This window comes from uncultured Gimesia sp., assembly GCF_963972345.1.
In the GTDB taxonomy this organism is placed as follows: domain Bacteria; phylum Planctomycetota; class Planctomycetia; order Planctomycetales; family Planctomycetaceae; genus Gimesia.
On the sequence record NZ_CAXAVM010000069.1, the window covers coordinates 13,249 to 34,371 of the forward strand.

The window sequence follows — 21,123 nt, forward strand, 5'->3', positions numbered from 1 at the left end:
CGCAAAAAAGAACCCGCGTCCATACGTGCTGTTCTCAGGCGGTACTGAAACCGCCTTGGAGGCCTTACGGCTACTCCACACCGCGCATGGACGGGGATTCTTGTTTTCAGTATTTTTTTGAGAGATTATTTCAGTATGCCTTTCAGCTTTGAGACCTGCATTTTGGTAAAGGTATATACCATTTGTCAATACGTTCCAAACTTTTATTGAAAGCAATTCAGTAATTGACGTTGGTATATCGACCTCTGTAGAGTGAATTTAGTTTCAAACAGCATCAGTATCACAACAAAGTCGGGCCTTTAATCATGACCAAAAAAGCAGCATCTCGGAACCAGAAAAAAGAAGATCAGGCCGAAACGATAGAAGTTGAACCGCAAGAGGAACAAGAGAATCCAATCGTATGCGGATTAGTCATGCCCATCTCTGAAATTGATGGTTGCAGTGCAGAACATTGGGTAGAGGTTAGGGACATCATTGAAGAAGCTTTGGCTGCCATCGATATAAAGACCAGCTTGGTGAGCGATGGTGATGAAGTTGGGATCATTCAAGAAAGAATTGTCCAAAATTTATATGACAGACCAATCGTGGTTTGTGATGTAAGCTGTAAGAACCCGAATGTAATGTTTGAATTGGGACTCCGGCTGGCTTTCGACATGCCAACGATTATCCTCAAAGATGACATGACCAATTATACTTTTGATATCAATATTGTTGAACACCTTGGTTATCCCAGAGATTTGAATTACTGGTCGATACAGAAGTTTAAAAAACTATTGGCAAAAAAAGTTAAAGCGACATTACAGAAGAAAGATGAAGATGATGAATATTCACCATTCTTGAAAGCTTTCAACAAAAAGCGAGTGGCTGACATAGAAACGAAAGATGTAACTTCTGTTGAATTTATCATGGATGAGCTTAAAGACCTAAGTTACAAATTAGATCAACTCAATCGTGTATATTACCCAAGGAAAATTCTTAATTTTGGAAAATTAGGAGAAGAAGAGCCAGTATCGCTAGCAGACAAAGTGATAGAGGTTGAGATTGCGAACACTATTGTTAAAACAACTGTAGGCAAGATATACAAATTAATGCGAGATACTAACTTCAATTTGATAAGAGGTGATGATGATATTTATCACATTGACTTAATCGATAAATCAATCGACAATTCAAAAATTATTAATATGCTGTAGTTCTTTCTCAATATATGCTCTTATCATGCGACAGCGTATTAAAATGATGGTCACAGTTTCGATTTTGGTTCCGGCTCACGCCCGGTGTTGTTCGTCTGTAAGGCCTTCACTACCCGCTTCAGCTGCTGTTCGAACTTCGCATTGTCAGACTCCCATCCCGTGAAATCCGGGGCCATGCGTTCGACAACCTGATTCTTGTTCGGATGGTTCCAGCCAGAAAAAAGGTATCCGTCCAGGTTCAACGGAATCAGAGACAGTACCTCATGCTCTCTGTCTTTGAACAACTGCTTTTCCTTGGCAAAAGCGTGTTTGAGTTCGTCGTTTACCCAGCCGCTCGTGAGGGAATGCTCGGACGCGCACAGCAGAACTTTGTCCCAGACTCGGATACCGTGATCAATCCGATCATAGATGTTGTCTCCAGGAAGAATTTGGTGTTCGTCAAGCCAGCAGCGAATCCCTTTTCCTTGCAACGCATCGTGTAGACGGCGCGCGAACAATTTATCTTCATGGCTGTAACTGATAAAGCAGGAATAAAAATCGATTGCAGAACCCGAAAAATGGTCGGTGATGTACAATATAAAATCATCTGAAAGCCCACAGCCCCGAAGGAATACTTCAGGGATTTTCCCGCTAGAGCTTTCTATAGTTTGAAAATCGATTGAGCTAGGACCCTCATGCTGAATCTTTTCAAGTCCTTGCGCTTCTGACAAATCTACATTGTGCCAAGTGGTATGATATAGGTTTGTATTCTCCAAATTAGCATTCTTTAGTGAAGCATTTAGAAAAAATGAATGTGCTAAGTTTGAGTTACTTAGATCTGCATTCACAAGCTCAGAAAATCGCAATAAAGCAGCAAAAAAACTACTTTCAGTCAATTTGGCATTTTGAAAGTTAGTGCCGAGCAAGTTCGCACTACCAAAGTGAGTTTTGTTTATGATGGTATTACGTAAATTGGCATGGCTCAAATCTGCATTTTGAAAATTTGAACATTTAACAGCTGCACCTTCTAAATCTGACCATCTCATTTGAGTGTTGCAAAGAGAAGAATTGCTCAAATTGATGTTTTTAAAATCCACTTTTTCTAAATTTGCACCATCCAAGTTGATACCAGTAAGGTCAATCCCAGTTAGTTTCACATTTGATAAGTCTGGAGAGATATCTGGATTTGTTCTTCGCCATTTGTTGAATGCATCTGCACCTTGCTTTATTATCTCAACATGATCAGGGTTTGCCACGCCTTTTCTCCTGTGGTGGTAGATTGTTTAGATTGCACTTTGGATATTATGATTACCAGAATCCAACGGGTCAATCACCCTCTCGCCTTAGACGTCACCCGCAACCGCACGTATGGTTTCGGCGACTGCCGGCCCGTTGCATGCCAGCCAGCAAACTCGTATTCCCTGCCGTTCTCAATAGTGAAGGACCCCACAAAGTCGGGCTGGTTCGCGTTTTCCTTATACCGCTTGCGAAACATCACTCCCTGGTTTTTTTGTTCCGATACTTTTTCGCCATCGTCCGTGATTCCGTTCTGAGGTCTTTTCGCAATCCATGCCAAGGGACAGCTTCGATTTCTGCTTAACAGTTTGATTCACCGTTCACCGTCTGAGATGTATTCAGCGCTGTTTCTGGATCGTGGATACCCAGGTGGGGGTTAACTTCCTGACAGTGATAACTCCCCAGCAGCCCCCACTGGGTAGCCCGTCTATGCTGTTTTCTTCCCCTCTCTGCCGTGTTGAGTCATCCTGAATCTTTCAATACGGGGAGATAAAAACAATGACTTGCAGTTGAGAGTGACCACGCCCTATGGCGCGTACCCGGAGATAAGACCTTAATAGTATGAGGTCCGCTCAAAAGGTTTTCGCCTCGATCCGGGTAGGTCTTTACTCCATTATTCCACGCCCACTCAGGGGCGCCGCTTCTAACTGACGCACAGAGACGCCAGGGACGTCACTCCCTGACCGATTCGCCAGCCTCCATCGGTCACTACCGGGTACTTCGTTCGCAGTGCTGGTTAGGCACATCGAGGCTATTTCAACTCACTGCCAATCGGGGCTGTATGCCGCTGGTTGAAAACTTACGGCAGATACAAGCCTCGATCTCTCATAATGCGGGATCGAGGCTTGTATCTGATGCTGTGTGTGGCAGGTCTCCCCGGTTTACGGGTCGTACTCCCACTGGTACGGCGAAAACTTGAACGGCTCGTATTCGGTCAGACCAACGGCAACGGCTTCCCGTCGTCCCGCAACCAACTCACGTTCCCGGAGCCGCTCCTGTTTGATGGATTCCAGAACCTGGGCTTCATGGAGTTTCACTTCGGTTGACCGATCACGGTGTCTGTTGCACTCAATCAGGGCTTCCTGAATCGACCATTCGTCGTCCAGGTCCATACGCACAATCACATGGTCTTCAATGATGCCTACTTCCCGGGCTGCCTGGTAGCGACGGTGACCGTCAACGATGATCAGGTCTTGTGTAACCTGAATCGGACAGATAATCCCGTGTTGTCTCACAGATGCAATGAATCTACGGTCGAGGTCGTACCCATATAGGGTAATACTCAGAGGATGGCTAGTCAGCTTGTCCAGGCGAACGTGATTGAGAATGTAATTCATAAAACCCCTGCTGATTTGTTCGATGAATGTGAAAACGAGGACGCCGATTGTGAACCCCCTCAGAAACCAACCGGCGTCACTCGTTTCACTGATACTGATAGGCATGAAAACTGGCTATATGCAGCCCAGGTATCGGGCTAATATTGGTCATTCGCAGTGTTCGAAAAAAGAAGGAAAGACACACACAAAACGCGACAGTTCACTATGGTGTCAGGCTTTGCAAATCGGGAAAAAGGACCCCGTTAAAATAGGTAAGATAGTGTCGGGGCTAACACGCCAGGAAATTCCTGTCCGCAATGGTGGATTGCACAACTTTTCTTAGTGCCATGATTTTGCTGGCGTCTTCCTTTTCCTGTGCCAGCTCGCGATTGAACAGATCGGTATCAATCACGTTGTCGATGGCATCAGTCAGTACGTCGATCAACTGACTGGGCTGCAGGGCTTCCACTTCGAAAACATCGTCTCCATACTTTGAGACAAACTTTTCATATTGAGACGATCCCCGCTTCGCCTTCATGTCTGGACTTGGCACCAGGTCAAACTGTTCAACGTGATCTGCAGTCAGGGCAACCTTGATAGGATGGATGTTCTCCACGTCGAATTCATCACGCATCGAACGGGCAAAACTTTGAGCAATCTCCTCCCCGTCTGGGTCAAAGTCACTGACGATCAGAACGACCAGTCGATTCTTCCCACTCCGCAGATACCGTTGCCGCATCCCCTCACGAGGGGAAACGCTGCAGTACCCTCTCCCTGTCACTGTGGGGATGCAATACCGTTCAGCCACTCGATTTACAATAGATTGAATGGTGTTCTTCTCAGCAAGAATTTCGATATGGTCAGGCTGTGACTGCATCAGGTCGCGCCAGTACCCGCACAGCAACCGATCCAGCTGATCTGCAACGAAGTCCTGAGGGCCGTTGTAGGTCTGCCAGCAGGAGACTGGACGGGTAGAATCAGCAATCGCTTCCATCGAAATAGAACCATCCAACCTGGCACGTGTGGTGAGGTCGATCAGGTTTTTGTAGCTGGATGCGTCATTCTTATAAACGGAATTCGGCTTGCTGGCATGCTTCAACGGTGGGTCATTTAATAGGGCATAATGAATCTGGCGAACGCTCAACGGCAGATGTTCGCGCCTTTCATGAATCACCTTCTGCACAGCATCCAGGAATAGCCGCTTGGCACGTGTGATGCGGGAACGTGTCTTTTGCCCCAGTATTTTGAACGGTTCTAAAATATCATTCGTTTTTTCCCGTTCTTCGATCAGAGACTGATAAGCGGTTTCGGGGTTCTGCCTGGCAATCTCCTCGCGAACCTCTTCATCAAACGTTTTCTTGCGTTGGATGTTGTGTTCTGCCAGACGGGCCGTAAACGCTTCGATGTCGTCCTCCCGTCGAATATCCGACATGATAGCCGGAATCTCTGTCAGGCCAGCCAAACGCGCCGCACAGTGTCGCCTGTGTCCTGATTCAATGAAACCATCAGCAGTATAGATGATTGGAGTCAGAACGCCCTGATTTAAAATGGAACGGGCAAGTTTGATGATGGCGGGATCTTTGGGGTTTGCAGGATGGTATATCCTGTCATTTTCTGGACTCGGCTTAACGGAGTCGATGCTAATGAAATGGCACTTTTCTGATTTTGGGTCATGATCCAAAATTGATCATCCTTGATAATAGAGGGTTTCAGTAGAAGCGGGAACTTTGCCAACCAGCCCCGATGCCGACCACTGAGTCAACAACCACAATAGTCTCAGTGGTCGGCAGAGGATTAAAAAAGCAGATGGTTGATTGACCACCGACGCCGACGACTGGGGGGAGAACCTGAAATCCCCAGTCGTCGGCCAGCCTCACAGTTTGAATGTTGATGTTTCAATAACAGGGATCGGCTGGCAATCTGGAGTGGCATGCTCCTCAGCCGATCCCCGGAAACGCGGTTTCTATGTGGCCAGGCACTGCTTTCTCAGTCTGTCCATTCCGGCAACCAATGCAGCCCGATCCCCCCCTTTTAGATAGTCGGTCTGCCGATAATTCCCCTCCATGTGAATCAATTTCAGAGCCTCTGGGTGGCATCGGTAGATGTTATTGACTTGGTTGACGTGTCCCGGATGTAACTCCTCTTCGACGTAACCGAGTTTTGTCAGTTCTTCGCGAATCCTCAATCGCCATGTGTCCAGCTCGTCAACGATACCTCGATATCTTGCCTTATGGTCTGCAGCATGAAGACTGGAAAATTCTTTCACCTTGTCGCAAAGTTCAATAGCCTTGCCGTACAAATCGAAACGGTAAGTGTTGCTGGCTGGACCTTCAAAGAGGTCCTTTGACGAAATCGACTCGATGTTCCCAGACTCAACCCGAGCCCTGGCAGCTTCGTGAGTGTCAACTTTTTTATTGTGAGAGGCAATCTCTTTCACCAGTGGTGCCAACGCTTTTTTTGTTTCGTCTGAATAAAAGTCGCGTTCGGCTGGAACATGGATCTTAAGACTCTGGCTCATTTATGGTTCCCCAAATGTGGATTTTGAAAAGTAAAATGCCGACAGTTCACACTACACGATGCGAATCAGGTCTTGGAACGTCAGCTTGCCTTCTGCTTTTAACGAGGCAATCCTGGCTTTGTAATCCGCATAGGATTCTTTAGGCTTACTGCTCAGCCTGATCAGATCACTAAATTTTTTTGGCTTTGGCTGCTGCCTCTGGTTATATTCAGCAACAACCTCCTGCCTGATTTTTGCCTTGTCCGCTTCGCTCAATTGATGACTCATGCATCCCCCGTATAAAAATCGTCCGTGAAAAAGGCCACTGGCCCCCTGATTAGAGGGCCGTGGCTGTCTCCTGCTCTGTAGCTTGCTTGTCCAGGAACGCCAGGAAATCAGAACCTCGGACATACTTGCGGCGTCCGATGGTAATGGTTTTCAGCCCCTTCTTCACAGCGTTCTGGAACGCACAGTGTTGAAGGCCTGCCAGCGACTTGAATTGGTCCAGGGTATACACCCCGCCAGACTGAATTGAACTTGGATCTGCGATTGCTCGACTCCTTTCGTATGTGTTAAACGTATCATTCGTTTTCGAATGGTTTTCTCTTTGATGTATCCGAAGGTATCACACTTTTAAAAAACTGATAGATTGGAAATCCGGGATTCGGATTTCCTGTTTTGTCAGATCACATATTCGTAGTAAACATCGATTCGACGTTGACCACAGTTGCGGCAACTTGTCCGTTTTCGGCTGACAAAGTTGTAAGGGTAACCGTCTGGGGCAATCCCTGAAGACGCGCGTGTCTTCACATTGTTGTATCCAGTTCGTTCTGAGGATTTACACTTGGAACATTGTGGCAGTACAAAATCCACAATGGGGAGTTGTTCGGTTTTACTTCCTTTGGGGCGCCCTGCTTTGGGCTTGGATAACGCAGCAGTTGTCATAAGATTGCCTCCATATGCAATAGAATGAAACGTAACCAGGCGGAACAATCCCCCGGTTAATCAGAAATAGCGATTCACTAGATACCAGCTGGACTGGTTATCAGCGGCGTTGATTGTGAATCAATGAAGCGGTCAATTTCTTTTCGTGCATAGCGAACGGCAGCACCAAGCTTGACACAACGGATTTTACCCTCTTCTCGCATCTTCCAGAGGGTACGCTCGCAACACCCAAGCAGGCGAGCAGCTTCTTTGCTGTCAACAAGGACAGGGGGCTCCTGTGCAGAATGAGCCGAATTTTCGATCATCCATTCCTCCTGAATTCAGTTGGCTTTCTGGTCTGTTGTGGTCTCAACAGATCAACCACATGCAAACCAAAATACCACAGATCTTTCAGGAGCAAATAGTAATCTTCCCTTTTTCCATAGTCTGAAAAGGGATATGCCAGTTACGGTAAGTTGCGGTGTGTTACAGTAAGTTGAGGTCAGTTAGCTTGTGTCTTTTGTCTGTACTGGCTGAGTCTTGATCGGTATTCTTCAATCTGAGAGTGGTGATGTTTTGGAAAATATAACTCGTATTTTCTATCACTAAGCTTAATTGCCCAGAGGCTGCGTTTCGTGATCATGTCTTTGAATTTGCCTGGCTTACTTGAGATTCCAGTGATCGCATAAACTAACTCTGTTCTGTTGCCCTCAAGCGGTTTTGGCTTTCCGCCATTATTGAGCCTGTATTCTTCTGGAAGCTCTTCAGTAGCATCATGAAATAAAGTCCTGCGTTCACTGATGCTTTCAATCTCTTCTATGACTGCCTGGTGAGCCCCATTAGAAACACCAGTTTCGTCAAACGAATCATTAACCTGGAAAAGCCTGAGCCTCTCTGACTGGATATGTGTTGCCAGTTCTTCAAAATCGAACCCAGACTCTGATGTATAATCTACATCGAGATATCTTAGTAACAACATCATTCCCGCATGATGCCCGCTTGTGGCTATCAGCTTAGATGGACGTTCAATTCCATAGACAACAACATCAGACAGATTAGCGAAGAGGTGGAGTGAGTCTTCTATCGTTTGTGTTACCCAGCTGGTGTTTTTTTCAATGATCTCACGGAATGCCCTTGCGTCACTGATCTCATTCGAGAGTTCATCGGTTCTCTCAATAAGCTCATTACCACAATCACGACCTTCTTTTATTGCAAGTTGAACTACTTCCACATTTTCGAGTTGCTCAGCTTCCATGCTTTTCAGCTTGCTCACAGTCCATGACAAACGGACCATATCACCCAGCGTCATTGATGCATCGCGCAGCTTCCAGTCCTGGCACGGTTCATTCATCTTTGCCTCCCTGTGGCAATATCCCCTGACGAAAACATTAATGCGGCGGGCCGGTTCAGGGGAACCAGCTTTCGGGAGCTACCCTAGCCGCATTGATATGTGAGAATCTATATTATCTATTTCTGGGTTTGAATTGAAGTTGTAATTCTGGCTAAGAGGCAATTTTAAATTTCAAACTCTCAGTGCATGGCTAACTCGGAATCACATAAAACTGGGAAGCCTGAATTGCTCAGCTAAATAATTTAATCGTTTAAAATCACGTTGACGTGCGATTGATGTGTGTATATACTACACATGATGTCGCCCCGAAGCCATAGGGGTGTGACATAATTACCACGACGAGAGAACTCCACATAACCCTCTGGATAAAGGCATTTTACTAAAACATTACTAAACAATCAGTTTTGGATGATAGAAGGGAATGCATTTATTCCTTGTCCTTTCTATGAGGGTTAACGATGGAAAGAACCCAATGCTGTGCGTGGCGTAACATCTTTTTTAGGAGTTGAACGATTATGATTTTACAGTTTGTTCTATGCGTAACTGCTTCGACTCGTAAGGAGTTGTTAAGTTATGCATCAGGGTGGAAATTCTCAGCAGGATAGGCTTAGTGGAGACGGACCGGACTTTGAAAAGTGGGAAGACTCCGATTTTACATTACACGATTCAAATAAATCGTCAGCTTATTTCAGGACTTTGCACAAGTTTTTGGAGTTAATAAAAAGCTCCGACTGTGTGATGGAGCTCTTAGGAGTGGTTGCGCTTGCCGCTGTGGCAATGAAAACGGAGCTGGAATGGGTTGGAATTGCATCTGTGATTTGCATTCCCGTTCTGATTTGTTTTAGTGCACTGCTTAAATTTCTAACAGAGGCCAACAATGGCAGAAAAGATACCGGATAAGGTACGGATCAATCTGGAGCTTCCAGGTAAATTAAAAGAGAGAATTGATCACGTCAAAGAATTATCAGAAGCCGAAAGTGTATCTGAAGTTCTTCGCTGGTCATTGGCTGTTTATGAATATCTGTGGTCAGAGAAAAGCAAGTCTTCCGAGATCGTCATTCGAAAGAAGAATGGCAAGGAAACTGTATTAGAACTATTGCCGATGGTCCTGCAGAAATAGAAATCCGAATGATTTTTTATCAGCTGCTAAAATAAATTCCAAACAAAAAAGGCCACCTTGAAATTGGTGGCCTTTTGAGGTTACTTGAACACGTACTTACTTTGATTCTTCCACTTCTGCCTTACTTGGTTTTTCTGTGGTAAGGCCTTGCTCTACCATCACTTCATGCATTGCCTGAAGCATTTCTTTTGGGAGTGGATAGATCTGAAGTGAATCTTCATCTCTTATTTGCCGACCATCTGCAGCAACTTTAATATTTTTCCGCGTATAACTCGGGCGTCTTTTTTTATTCATAATAAGTCGCCTCCTATTCTATGTTAGCTACGATTTATCGTAGTATCTTGATTAAAAAATCTTAACATCCCAACGGCAGAGTGGTAAAGGACTTTCCAACGAAAGCTGTATTCATTACCAAAATATCCCGACAGACAACTATCACAATATATTATTGCTACACAATTGGTGTCATCCCCCAAATAAAGTGCAGCCCAAGATTGCCGATCTTTTCTTAGTTCACGAATCTGCTCAATACTGAAATTGTATTTAACTTTCATATAGTCTACGAACTTACGATTTCGAGGGAGACTGTCGACTGTCAAAGCTTTATTTTCATATGCCTTGCCAATAATACCTCGGGACACACAAACTCGAGTACCCTTTTTACCTGTCTCCGTAGTTCCTACATACTCCGTTCTTTGTTGTAAATGTCCAGTCCCATCAGGTACATAGACACAAATTCTCAATTGAGGATCACCAGAGTGTTGCTTGTTCCGATAACCTGAAAGCTGAGAGTACAGAATGTGAAGCATTGCATTTAACGATTCTTCTCCATCATCGTGATATTCATTCTTAAAATCTATGACTATTCGAATGAGACTGCAGATGCAAAAAGCTATTGTCAGACCAAAAAGGATCTCTATTAATAGTTGGTCCTCTACTCTTGAATTTTTAAATCGGTAAAAGCCAAGCACGATAGCGGCAATACCAGAAATTATGGTAGCCAGTGAATCCCAGAAAAGCCTTTTTTTTAAAAATAGAAATCGTCCATTTTTAAGTGGTTTTGGCTTCTTCATTTCTTATCGAACACACTAGCCATTTCACAAAGATTTTATAATTCTTCATGAATAACCGCATTCGCCCTACATTCTATTATACTCAGTTCGGAGCATCAGATGGGTGATAAAATACTAGGAATGCAAATATACATATATCCATACATCTCGTAAACGGTTGGATTAAGCAAATCTTTAAAGAACTATCAATTATAACGGCAATTAGCTGCCGAAAGGTTAATAGAGTTCTACTCTTATGAGAATACAATAATTTATTTAGAGTCATATTCAATGACATGGCGGTATGATAAATGGTATTTACAAAAGCACTTAGGGGCTTGAATCCCCGATCACTCCCGCTGAAACTTCAGCAGTTCACCCCGCTGGGCTGCCTCGATTCTCCGGGCAGCAATCTCGCAGTATTCCTCGGACGCTCCAAACCCGATAGCTCCCCAGCTTTCTAAGACCGATGCAACCAGCGTCGTTTCCGATCCACAGAACGGATCGAAGGCCAGCCCGCCAGCAGGAACGCACTGTACCAGGCGTTGCAACAACGGCGTTGGTTTGCCGGTCATGTGGTGCTTGTCAGTCTATTTCACGCCGATTGAGTAGTAACTGGGAACGGTACCCGGTCTATCAGTTTCGGCACAGAGTTTCCAGCTGCACCGCATTCTGCACCGCTTCGCTTTTCGGAATATCGTATCTAACCTTTCTCAAAGTGGTTAAGCAAAACCTACTGAGTCCTGTCGGCCCTATTTTTCTTCTGGTTGCCTGCCTTTTTTATCTCTTCTTAAGTTCTGAATTGTGATTTTGATATCGCTTGTCAGTCTGCTCTGCGTGATCTCTCTGTTTGTCAGCCTGGGTTAATCCGTAGATTCGGATTGATTCTGCAATTCGTTAAAAACGGACCTTGGTTTTTCCCTCCTTTTGGGCAGATGCGTTTGGCATTCGGTGTACGCAACGTAAGTTTCAGAGACGAACACGAAGCTTGGAATAAGCTGCTGCCAGACAGATGAATCTGCAGGGTTGATTCTCTGGTGATCTATTCAACCGACAGGCCCGGTTCCTCAGCTATGTGATGCGCTGACAGCATTCTGTGATTTGAATTTATTTACAGAGAAGACCCCGCCATGTCTGATGTGATTGAACTGCATGATATCGAAGCTTTGAATGATTTTCAGAGTGACTGGACCCGACTGCTTGCCATAACGCCGGGGGGGACGTTTTTCCGGTCTCGGGAATGGCTGCAGGTTTACTGGAAACATTTTGCTGCAGATCAGAAATTACGCGTGCTGATTGTGCGTGAAAATGGTGAAGTCACGGGGATCGTGCCTCTCTGCTGGAAAAAGATCAAATCCAAATTTGGCTCCTGTCGGATCTTAACGTTTCCTTTCGATGACTGGGGGAGCTTTTATGGTCCCGTTTCGCCTGACCAGGAATCCACGTTGCGAGCTGCTTTTCATTACCTTCTGAATTCTCCCCGTGACTGGGATCTGATCGATCTGCGGTGTGTGGAAACAGACGGCTTTGATGGTGGGGCGACCGAACGGGCGTTCCAGGCGGAGAAGATGGAATTTGAAAAGTTCGTGTGGGAACAGGCAATGTACGTGGATCTCAGTCAGTCCTGGGAAGAGTACCTGGCAGCCCGACCTCGTAAAGCCCGTCAGACCTATACGCGGGCAGAGCGAAACCTGCAGGCCCAGGGTGAGATTGAACATCTGCGGTATCGGCCGCGTGGCGAAGCGTTTGGTGAGAGTGATCCCCGCTGGGACCTGTATGAAATGTGCGAACACATTGCCGCGAAAAGCTGGCAGGGCTCTTCTACGACGGGAACCACAATTACACACGCGAATGTGAATCAGTTTTTTCGCGATACCTACGAAAGCGCCATACGAGCCGGTGCGTTCGATTTGAACCTGATCTTTCTTTCCGGTGAGCCGGCCGCGTTCAGTTATAACTTCGTCCAGAACGGACTGATCAACGGCTTGCGGATGGGTTATAATCCTGAAGTCTCTGACCAGGGGCTGGGACGATTGCTGGTGGGACGGATTCTGCATGACAGTATGGATCGGGGAGATCTGCTTCTGGATGTCGGGACAGGTGCCGTTGATGCCAAGAAGTACTGGTATACTTCGGTCGTAAACAGCTATCGCTATGTGTATTACTCGCCCTTGTCCCCTATCGGAAATGTTTTACGCCTGAGTCATCAGGTGGCGTCCTGGTTCCGGGATCGATTTGCCGGCACTGAACCAGGTCAGCAGCAGGATTTGCAGGACCAGAAGGTGCCAGCGAAACAACACTGAGTTTCTAATCGAAAAAACTGAATGAGATTGCGCTACGGGAACGACATCGCAGCTCGATTGACTGGTTCCAGTTTTGAAATCAGGCACCCGAGTGTGCTCTCTGGGTAGAGAATTTTATTTTCGCTATAACCGTTATAACGCAATATCGCCAAATGGTTTTAGCGTGCAAATAAAATTCCTTGAGGTGAATCACCGCGATCCCCGCTGTACGCAAGCTAAGTTTCAGCAACTTATGGAAATCAGGCTGCGATAAGGATATGAAACTCGAAGATCATTTCCGGCTTTGTTGCGGTTGTCTGGTTTTCATTTCCTTTTGATCGTGAATTGAACGGCGTAGCGGGAACGAAAAACAGATGTCAGACGTGATTGAGCTGAACAGGATAGAAGCTGTTGCCGACTATCGAGAAGACTGGCTGCGGTTACTCAGCGTCACGCCGGGAGGGACATTTTTTCGATCACTGGAATGGTTGCAGGTTTACTGGAAACATTTTGCCGCAGACCAGAAATTAAGAGTGCTGATTATTCGTGACGGGGAAGAGGTAACAGGGATTGTTCCGCTCTGTGTACGTCGCATTAAATCAAAGTTTGGCCTCTGCCGTATTTTAACATTTCCATTTGATGACTGGGGCAGTTTCTATGGTCCCGTGTCGGCCCATCAGAAAACGACGTTACGCATAGCGTTGAATTATATTCAGCAGTCCCGCCGTGACTGGGATCTGATCGACCTGCGGTGCGTTGATCGAGTCGGCTTTGATCGAGGTGCCACCGAACAGGCATTACTGGAGCAAGGACTTTCCTACGAGACGCTGTTATGGAGTCAGACAGCCTGTGTGAATCTGCAGCAGAACTGGGAGCAATATCTGGACTCCCGGTCGACCAGGGCCCGTAAGACATACCAGTGTTCCGAAAAACGGGTGCAGCAGGAAGGGAAAGTGGAATATCTTCGATATCGGCCTGCTGGTGCGGCAAAGGGTGAGAGTGATCCACGCTGGGACTTATACGATGAGTGTGAAGAGATTGCCCGACAGAGCTGGCAGGGGAGATCCAAAACGGGCACGACACTTTCGCATACGAGCGTCGCACCATTTTTCCGTGACGCCCATGAACTGGCCGCTCAGGCTGGTGCCGTCGATCTGAATCTGCTGTATGTTTCAGGACGTCCTGCCGCTTTCAATTATAATTATATCTATGATGGTCTGGTTTACGCCCTGCGGATGGGCTTCGATCCCCATATTTCCATCAAAGGAGCAGGCTGTGTTCTGATGGGGCGGATGGTCAAAGACTGTATGCAGCGCGGCGACCGGATTCTGGATATCGGTCCGGGATCGCTTGAAGCAAAACAGAACTGGTACACTTCAGTCGAAAACAGTTACCGGTATGTGCATTATTCCGCGACCTCCGTAACCGCCAAGCTGATGCAGCTCAGTCATCAGTTCGCTGACTGGTATCGCGACCGGTTTTCAAACGAGACCAGCCCAGACTGTCAGGCGCTCTGCCATGCAGAGTTACCGGCTGCTCAGCATTAGACTCTGTCCAGTAAAATATGACGCGATCTAGAGGCAAGATTATTTCAGCTGATTTATCTTTGTCTTAATCGAATGAAATCCCGTGTCTATTTCTTTATACTGCATAATAAATTGACAGTCGAAGAGCAGAGGCAACGCTGGAGCAATTACTATTGGTAAGCTAACTATCTGCGCTCCGTAAAAGCATCCTGAATTATTGTTTCGCTTTCATTGAGCTCATTAAAGGAACCGACATGTTGACCTTCGAAGTCAAACCGCGGCATTCGATAGGGCCAGTTCACCTCGGGATGTCTCGTGAAGATGTTCGCTCCATCTTAGGCGAGCCCTCGTATGTTCAGAATGCTTATGAGAATTGGGGTATTCATTTTCCCGACAAAGACTGTTTTTTCAAAAATGCTTTTCAGGTTAGTTATAATCTTGAGTTGAGCGCAAATTTTATCGAAGTTTCAGCAGAATCAAATTATCTCGTTACCTTTGATAAAATCCCCGTTCATGATGCAGCGCCACACCATATAATCGCCGCTCTCAGTCAACACGACAAATATGATGAAACAGAAAAGGAATATCCTACGAATCTCTGGTTTCCCAAGCTGTATCTGAACCTTTATCGTAGTCATAGTGAGTTCGATAAATTTGAGACGATAGGGATTTGCACTCCAGAATTTGCAGTAGAGAAAAGATAATGGAAGTCACGCCGGCAAAAATGCCTGTGGCTGCTCCTTATTTTTCCTCGCTCTCTGCTTTCTTGAGTTTATCAGAGAATTTGCTGCGGAACTTTTCCAGTTTAGGGCGGATTACGTACTGGCAGTACTGGTTTTCCGGGTTGAGCTTGAAGTAGTCCTGGTGATAATCTTCAGCCGGGTAGAATTTGTCGAACTCTGTGATTTCCGTCACGATAGGACTTTTGAACTGTCCCGAATCATCGAGCTGTTTTTTATAAGCAATGGCTGCTTCTTTTTGCTGTTCGTTGTGATAGAAAATGGCGGACCGGTATTGAGTGCCTACGTCGGCTCCCTGGCGATTTAAAGTGGTGGGGTCATGTGTTTCCCAGAACGCCTTGAGGAGATCGGTGAAGGAGATCTGCTGTGGGTCGAAGGTGACCTGAATCACTTCTGCATGGCCCGTGGTGCCGCTGCAGACTGCTTTATAGGTCGGGTTATCAATTTTACCACCGGAGTAACCGGAAACCGCTGATTTAACACCTTTTAACTCACGAAAGACGGCTTCCGTACACCAGAAGCAGCCTGAGCCCAGTGTGACGACTTCCAGCCCCTCTTCTTCCTGTGCCGCGGGAGATGCCTGGGATTGAGGCTGCTCGCTGGCCATCGCGACCGGGCGGTCTTCCAGGGAAATCGATTTTTCACACCCGCTGATCAATGTGAACAGAGCGGTGAGCGTGAATCCAAAAAAAAGTAAGAGTGGTAATTGTGAAATTGTCATGACACTTTTATCCCTCATTGTGTAAACCAGAAAAGTTCAGAGTTCATGGAACGCCTGAAGTATTCTAGGCAATACGTGACTTGAAGGACAGAGCGAAAGCCGTTTTGACAACGGAACTTTATTTACCATTGAACATAAATCGCAGGGATTTAAATCTTAATATCAGAAAATGATGGATTGCCAGTGTGATGGAAATGGTCCCCAGTTCAACCATAAGAAATTTATAACCGATTGCAATCTGTGCATTGAGCAGCAGGTAGCCGATCACGATCACACACAGGTGGTGAAACAGGTAAATCGAGTAGGACGCGTCAGACAGATAGCGGAAAACCTGGGAATCCCGGTTCATAAATTTGTAGAACAGGACATAGCAGATGTGGCTTGAAAGAGCGAAAATCAGGCCTGTCGAATAGATCCGCAAAAAACTTTCCTGGTTCAAGCCATGGGCATTTTCCAGCAGATGGTGTGTCAGAACAGACAGGACCAGCGCGCCCCATTCCCAGCGGGCGATGCTATGGAATTCATCCTGCAGAAGTCGGTCATGAAAGAGCCAGAGCCCGACGAGGAAGTAAGGAAGATAGATCATGAAATCTTCGAGGTTCAACAGACCACAAAACAGGGAGCCGTGGAAAATGTCAGGAGCCAGTCGGGCGGCGACAGACCATGTGATATCGGAGATCGGCAGTAACAGCAGGAAATAGCAGTTTTTACGGAGACTGCTGACACTGCGCTCAAAGTGAGGCAGTCTGCTGAACTGGTTCCTTAAAGCAAATAGAGCAATTCCCACGGCAAAAAACTGTACCAGCGTCAACAGGAACCAGAGATGCGAAACCCATTCTCCCGCGATCCATTCCCGGGGGAGCACCTGAGTCAGAAAGTGGGTGACTGTCATGGGGTTGTTCTGGAGGATGGTGGTGCGGAAATATAACTCGAGGGAATTGATCAGAACGGCCGTGAAGAAGAGGGGAACGAGAATACGTGTCAGTCGGACGTGTAGAAATGTGCGAACGCCATATTTTTTGAGGCTCATCATCGAGAAGAAGCCGGCAATAATGAAGAATGCCGGCATGCGAAAGGCGTGGATCACGGAATCGAGGATGGTAAAAAATTCGGATTTATGTGAATCCGATACGATCCAGTGATCACCCGACGAATAGATTAACGCGCCATGCAGAACGACTCCCAGCATCATCAGAATCGAACGCATCGAGTCCATATAATAAAAACGGGCGGAAGCTGTCTGTTTTTCAGAACTGGCTGGCACATTCTGTTGACGTAAATCGAGTGCTGCCGGGAGATCCTGTACGGTAGGAGGGGTCATCCGAGTCGATACCTGCAATGGGTTTTTAGTATAAGCAATGATTGTTTTGGCGGCGGGTACATCAATTTATATGTGCTGACAGTGTCGTTGAGCGGTAAATTCTGAGGAGAATTCATGATTGCTGATCTGAGTTCAGCACGCTTTTGGAGTAATCCGTATAACCGCAATCTCCGCCATTCTGTTCATGCGTAATATTTCTGGATGTTGTAAAAAGGCAACCTGTCTCATGCCGGCGCCGATGGATGTTTTGCCGGTCTGGGAACTGAATTTGGCGGGTGGAAATGACAGTAATTCCACGGATCAGCGTCATCTTGAAATAATATTACATTTGGAGTGGTATTTTTTCCGTTGCGGGCTACAAAATGAAGGAATCACGCAGACAGTGATTCCAATGAATGTTCAGTTTGTGAAACAGATGTCAGCATCCCCTGAAAAGCAGGGCAGGAAAGTAAAGTCATCGATGAGTAAAGCGTATGATGCCATTATCGTAGTTTCGTTTGGTGGTCCGGAAGGGCCCGAGGATGTAATTCCGTTTCTGGAAAATGTACTGCGGGGTAAGAATGTGCCTCGCGAACGGATGCTGGAAGTGGCCGAGCATTATCAGCACTTCGGTGGAGTGAGTCCGATCAACGACCAGAATCGGGCATTAATTCGGGCTCTGGAACAGGAACTGGCAGAACAGGGACCACAGCTTCCCATCTATTGGGGAAACCGTAACTGGGATCCCCTGCTGGTGGAGACGCTCGCTCAGATGAAAGGCGATGGCATCAAACGGGCGCTGGCGTTTTTTACTTCTACGTTCAGTTCCTATTCAGGCTGTCGACAATATCGGGAAGACATTCAGCGCGCACAGGATGAAGTCGGAGCGGGGGCGCCTGAAGTGGATAAACTACGCGTATTTTTCAATCACCCGGGTTTTATTGAAGCAACAGTTTCCCGGACGGAGGAAGCGTTAAGTCAGATTCCGGAGGAGAGACGGGGGCAGGCAACGATTCTGTACTCGGCCCATAGTATTCCCACGGTGATGGCGGCCGGATGTCGTTATGAAGCGCAACTGCAGGAATCATCCCGCCTGGTGAGTGAACGACTGGGAGAGCATCCGTGGCATCTTGTCTATCAGAGTCGCAGTGGTCCGCCTCATCAACCCTGGCTGGAGCCGGATATCTGTGATTTTATCCGGGAACTGGGGGCGACAGGAGAGGTCAAAGATCTTGTGATCGTTCCCATTGGTTTTGTTTCCGATCACATGGAAGTGTTGTTTGACCTGGATACCGAAGCGAAAGACGTATGCCAGGAACTGGGAATCAATCTCGTGCGTGCAAAAACCGTAGGCGTTCATCCCCGGTTTATCAGGATGATCAGAGAACTGATCGAGGAACGAATCAGTGGTACCAGTGACCGTCCTGCCCTGGGGAAAATGGGGGCGAGCCACGACATTTGTCCTGTAGACTGCTGTTTACGCACGACTGAGAAACCTCGTTGATGAAGAGTTACTCAAATGCTCGTGCTGGTGAGCAACAAGAGTGAGATGTGTACATAAGAATCTGGAAACATGCCGTTTCTGAGAATCTTATATATTGTCAGCGGGTCGATACGGCTCGATACTTACTATCCATAAGTAATAAACAGCGCTCACCCTGTCACTGTTTTTCGCAAACAGCCTGACTGACAGATTTGCTTTCCCCTGACTGAGTCCCACCTGCGTATCATCATTATTCTTATCAACTAAGAGGAGTCCCGATGTCTGCATCTCACAAGCGCGGTTTTACGCTCATTGAGTTGTTAGTAGTTATTGCCATTATTGCGATCCTGATCGCCTTGTTGCTGCCCGCTGTTCAGCAGGCTCGAGAAGCCGCGCGGCGTTCCACGTGTAAAAACAATCTGAAGCAGATCGGCATCGCACTGCATAACTATCATGACACACACGTCACGTTTCCGTATGGTCATATGGAAGTGCAGACTGGGAATTATAATTCCAGTTCGCCTTACGGCACGTATCACTGGCGCGATACCTGGGCACATCAGATCCTGCCGTTTGTTGATCAGGCACCCCTGTATAACCAATATTCGGCCAATACAGCGTCCCATGTGCATCTTGTGACAGATCCGACAATTTATAAGGCCGTCGTTCCCGTTTATATGTGCCCTTCGGATCCTTCGACACCGGGTAACGCAGATTCTGCAGGCCGTTCGCAGGGGAGCTATATTGGATCAGCAGGTAACGTGGCAACGACGACGGGTGCCAATCTGAACGGCGTCTTTTCAGAGAACTCGAAAACCAAAATTCGTGATCTGAAGGATGGCTCTTCCAATACGATCATGGTTTCTGAAATTGTGATCCGGGGAAATGCGGCCACAACGACATACTGGGGCTGCCCGGGCTGTTATGGAATTGGGGGAGCTCATGGAGAAATGACTTTTTCTACACGGGAAGTTCCCAACACACCTGTAGCCGATCAGAATCATACCTGTAAAGCACTGGATTGGCCGAACGCCCCTTGCGTGGTCAATACGAGTACGAAATATAATTATGCCCGCAGTTACCATGTGGGAGGCGTGCATGCGTTGCTGGCTGACGGTGCAGTGCGGTTTATTTCTTCCAATATTGATCGTCCCACCTTCCAGCACCTGGGGGATAAACAGGATGGTCAGATACTGGGTGAATTCTAGAGTGCATCACATTTAACCATTGTGTCTCTCCATCCATGATACTCGGTTCAAATGGCTCTGGAGACGCTACAGTAAAACGGGACACAGTCTGGATTGCCTGAACGACATTTCCCAAAGGGGATGTGTTCCAGCTCACAAATAAAAAAGACCGGAAGTCTATTTGACTTCCGGTCTTTTCTTTTGTCGTTTCCATCTTACAAGGACGGCTTGCCGGGACGTTTAGTGCTTTGTCAAGCTAGAAATTGAGGGTTGGGGGTGTTGTTTACGTGCTCCGTTGTCGCACTCTCGTGATATCTATCAACCCAAAATTTAAAAATGACACTCCACTAGTCCTCTGGTTCGTTGTTGTACCTTGGATCCATATCTTCCTGGTAGGGGGGACGAACTTCGATTCCCTGTTTTATATTGTTGCGACGGACTCGCTTAGCATCGGCTTTTGCCTTTTTATCTGCTTCGCGTTGACGTTTGGCAAAAGTGTTCTGGTTTTTTGCGATAATAACTCTCCTGAAAAAGATCTAGGCGGTGTCCAGTTTCACTATAGCGATTCCAGAGCCCTGTGGAACACGAATCAAAGATAAAGCGACGCTAAGATTACATACGAAACGCTTCAGGTTTTAATCTGTGTCCATTGCTATAATATTATTCCACCATCAGAGGTGGCTTTTGAACTAAGTGGTTTGTTGAGAACGTGCTTTGATGTGCCGCCATTTCGGCTTTTTCTGACCTGGTTTGGCTTTATTGGCTTCGGTTGCTGCTTCAGCCGCACGTCGGCTTCTACGACGCGGAGGCCGCGCCCCATTGGCTGCCTGTGGTCTGACGCTGGATTTTTGGCTGCCTCTGCGCGGTTCCGGTTCGAGCTTTTCCGCTTTCAGACCCGCCTGCGAATGTTCTTTCGAGACGGGAACTTTCTGGCCAATCAGCCTTTCAATGGACCGCAATTCTTTGCGTTCGCTATCACTGCAGAATGAGATGGCAATCCCATCAGCGCCCGCGCGCCCGGTGCGACCGATGCGGTGCACGTAGGCTTCCGGCTCCACGGGGAGATCGAAGTTAATGACATGGGTGATGCCATCAATGTCAATTCCGCGTGCCGCCACATCGGTGGCGACCAGGACCTGGACCTGTTTGTGCCGGA

Annotated in this window: 22 protein-coding genes; 8 read left to right on the plus strand and 14 right to left on the minus strand. The window is 46.9% G+C overall.

The genetic code is table 11. The features are described from left to right. Positions 1 to 305 precede the first annotated feature (305 nt). A complete protein-coding gene (locus AACZ40_RS13445) occupies positions 306 to 1,193 on the plus strand; it encodes a hypothetical protein (protein ID WP_291180364.1) in 888 nt (295 codons plus the stop codon). A gap of 50 nt (positions 1,194 to 1,243) precedes the next feature. Here AACZ40_RS13445 and AACZ40_RS13450 read toward each other — a convergent pair whose 3' ends face one another. From AACZ40_RS13450 to AACZ40_RS13485, 8 genes are all read right to left on the minus strand, one after another. Beyond that, the gene (locus tag AACZ40_RS13450) at positions 1,244 to 2,428 is read right to left on the minus strand and encodes a toll/interleukin-1 receptor domain-containing protein (protein WP_291180367.1); all 1,185 of its coding nucleotides are present in this window, start codon (positions 2,426 to 2,428) and stop codon (positions 1,244 to 1,246) included. Positions 2,429 to 3,349: 921 nt separating this feature from the next. Further along, positions 3,350 to 3,805, minus strand: coding sequence for a ParB/RepB/Spo0J family partition protein (locus tag AACZ40_RS13455; protein ID WP_291180370.1), 456 nt, complete (start codon positions 3,803 to 3,805; stop codon positions 3,350 to 3,352). 268 nt (positions 3,806 to 4,073) lie between these two features. Next, positions 4,074 to 5,465, minus strand: coding sequence for a ParB N-terminal domain-containing protein (locus AACZ40_RS13460; RefSeq protein WP_291180373.1), 1,392 nt, complete (start codon positions 5,463 to 5,465; stop codon positions 4,074 to 4,076). Positions 5,466 to 5,747: 282 nt separating this feature from the next. Then, positions 5,748 to 6,302, minus strand: coding sequence for a hypothetical protein (locus tag AACZ40_RS13465; RefSeq protein ID WP_291180376.1), 555 nt, complete (start codon positions 6,300 to 6,302; stop codon positions 5,748 to 5,750). A gap of 51 nt (positions 6,303 to 6,353) precedes the next feature. Continuing rightward, a complete protein-coding gene (locus AACZ40_RS13470; protein WP_291180379.1) occupies positions 6,354 to 6,569 on the minus strand; it encodes a hypothetical protein in 216 nt (71 codons plus the stop codon). A 393-nt stretch (positions 6,570 to 6,962) separates the two neighbouring features. Then, positions 6,963 to 7,226 carry a hypothetical protein gene (locus tag AACZ40_RS13475; RefSeq protein WP_291180382.1) on the minus strand — a complete coding sequence of 88 codons (264 nt, stop codon included), beginning with the start codon at positions 7,224 to 7,226 and terminating at the stop codon, positions 6,963 to 6,965. 77 nt (positions 7,227 to 7,303) lie between these two features. Next, positions 7,304 to 7,531 (minus strand): helix-turn-helix domain-containing protein, encoded by a 228-nt coding sequence (locus AACZ40_RS13480; protein WP_291180385.1) that lies wholly within the window; start codon positions 7,529 to 7,531, stop codon positions 7,304 to 7,306. Between the two features lie 176 nt (positions 7,532 to 7,707). Beyond that, entirely contained in the window at positions 7,708 to 8,556 is an 849-nt protein-coding gene (locus AACZ40_RS13485; RefSeq protein WP_291180388.1) for a hypothetical protein, read from the minus strand. 573 nt (positions 8,557 to 9,129) lie between these two features. Here AACZ40_RS13485 and AACZ40_RS13490 point away from each other — a divergent pair. Both AACZ40_RS13490 and AACZ40_RS13495 read left to right on the plus strand, forming a co-directional pair. Then, positions 9,130 to 9,456: a hypothetical protein gene (locus AACZ40_RS13490; RefSeq protein ID WP_291180390.1), complete on the plus strand. Its 327-nt coding sequence runs from the start codon at positions 9,130 to 9,132 to the stop codon at positions 9,454 to 9,456. Beyond that, positions 9,434 to 9,676, plus strand: coding sequence for a hypothetical protein (locus AACZ40_RS13495; RefSeq protein ID WP_291180393.1), 243 nt, complete (start codon positions 9,434 to 9,436; stop codon positions 9,674 to 9,676). Before AACZ40_RS13490 ends, AACZ40_RS13495 begins: the two co-directional genes overlap by 23 nt. Positions 9,677 to 9,772: 96 nt before the next feature. Here the strand turns inward: AACZ40_RS13495 and AACZ40_RS13500 are convergent, their stop codons facing one another. From AACZ40_RS13500 to AACZ40_RS13510, 3 genes are all read right to left on the minus strand, one after another. Then, positions 9,773 to 9,970, minus strand: coding sequence for a hypothetical protein (locus AACZ40_RS13500; RefSeq protein WP_291180397.1), 198 nt, complete (start codon positions 9,968 to 9,970; stop codon positions 9,773 to 9,775). Positions 9,971 to 9,993: 23 nt separating this feature from the next. Then, entirely contained in the window at positions 9,994 to 10,749 is a 756-nt protein-coding gene (locus tag AACZ40_RS13505; protein ID WP_291180401.1) for a hypothetical protein, read from the minus strand. Positions 10,750 to 11,078: 329 nt separating this feature from the next. After that, a complete protein-coding gene (locus AACZ40_RS13510; protein ID WP_291180403.1) occupies positions 11,079 to 11,303 on the minus strand; it encodes a DNA methyltransferase in 225 nt (74 codons plus the stop codon). A gap of 555 nt (positions 11,304 to 11,858) precedes the next feature. Between AACZ40_RS13510 and AACZ40_RS13515 the strand changes: the two genes are divergently transcribed. The 3 genes from AACZ40_RS13515 to AACZ40_RS13525 all read left to right on the plus strand — a co-directional run bounded on the left by AACZ40_RS13515 (position 11,859) and on the right by AACZ40_RS13525 (position 15,240). Then, complete coding sequence (locus tag AACZ40_RS13515; RefSeq protein ID WP_291180406.1) at positions 11,859 to 13,031, plus strand: GNAT family N-acetyltransferase; 1,173 nt, start codon at positions 11,859 to 11,861, stop codon at positions 13,029 to 13,031. Between the two features lie 353 nt (positions 13,032 to 13,384). Then, entirely contained in the window at positions 13,385 to 14,557 is a 1,173-nt protein-coding gene (locus tag AACZ40_RS13520; protein ID WP_291180409.1) for a GNAT family N-acetyltransferase, read from the plus strand. A 233-nt stretch (positions 14,558 to 14,790) separates the two neighbouring features. Then, entirely contained in the window at positions 14,791 to 15,240 is a 450-nt protein-coding gene (locus AACZ40_RS13525) for a hypothetical protein (protein WP_291180412.1), read from the plus strand. 37 nt (positions 15,241 to 15,277) lie between these two features. On the opposite strand, the gene msrA is transcribed toward AACZ40_RS13525, so the two are convergent. Continuing rightward, a complete protein-coding gene (gene msrA / locus AACZ40_RS13530) occupies positions 15,278 to 15,997 on the minus strand; it encodes a peptide-methionine (S)-S-oxide reductase MsrA (protein ID WP_291180414.1) in 720 nt (239 codons plus the stop codon). Positions 15,998 to 16,115: 118 nt separating this feature from the next. Further along, complete coding sequence (locus AACZ40_RS13535; protein WP_291180417.1) at positions 16,116 to 17,318, minus strand: acyltransferase family protein; 1,203 nt, start codon at positions 17,316 to 17,318, stop codon at positions 16,116 to 16,118. Positions 17,319 to 17,778: 460 nt separating this feature from the next. On the opposite strand from AACZ40_RS13535, the gene AACZ40_RS13540 reads away from it, so the two are divergent. Both AACZ40_RS13540 and AACZ40_RS13545 read left to right on the plus strand, forming a co-directional pair. Further along, complete coding sequence (locus tag AACZ40_RS13540) at positions 17,779 to 18,801, plus strand: ferrochelatase (RefSeq protein WP_291180420.1); 1,023 nt, start codon at positions 17,779 to 17,781, stop codon at positions 18,799 to 18,801. Between the two features lie 257 nt (positions 18,802 to 19,058). After that, positions 19,059 to 19,988 carry a DUF1559 domain-containing protein gene (locus tag AACZ40_RS13545; protein WP_291180423.1) on the plus strand — a complete coding sequence of 310 codons (930 nt, stop codon included), beginning with the start codon at positions 19,059 to 19,061 and terminating at the stop codon, positions 19,986 to 19,988. Positions 19,989 to 20,656: 668 nt separating this feature from the next. Here the strand turns inward: AACZ40_RS13545 and AACZ40_RS13550 are convergent. Further along, on the minus strand, positions 20,657 to 21,123 hold a 467-nt coding region (locus AACZ40_RS13550; protein ID WP_339674654.1), incomplete at its 5' end, for a helicase-related protein.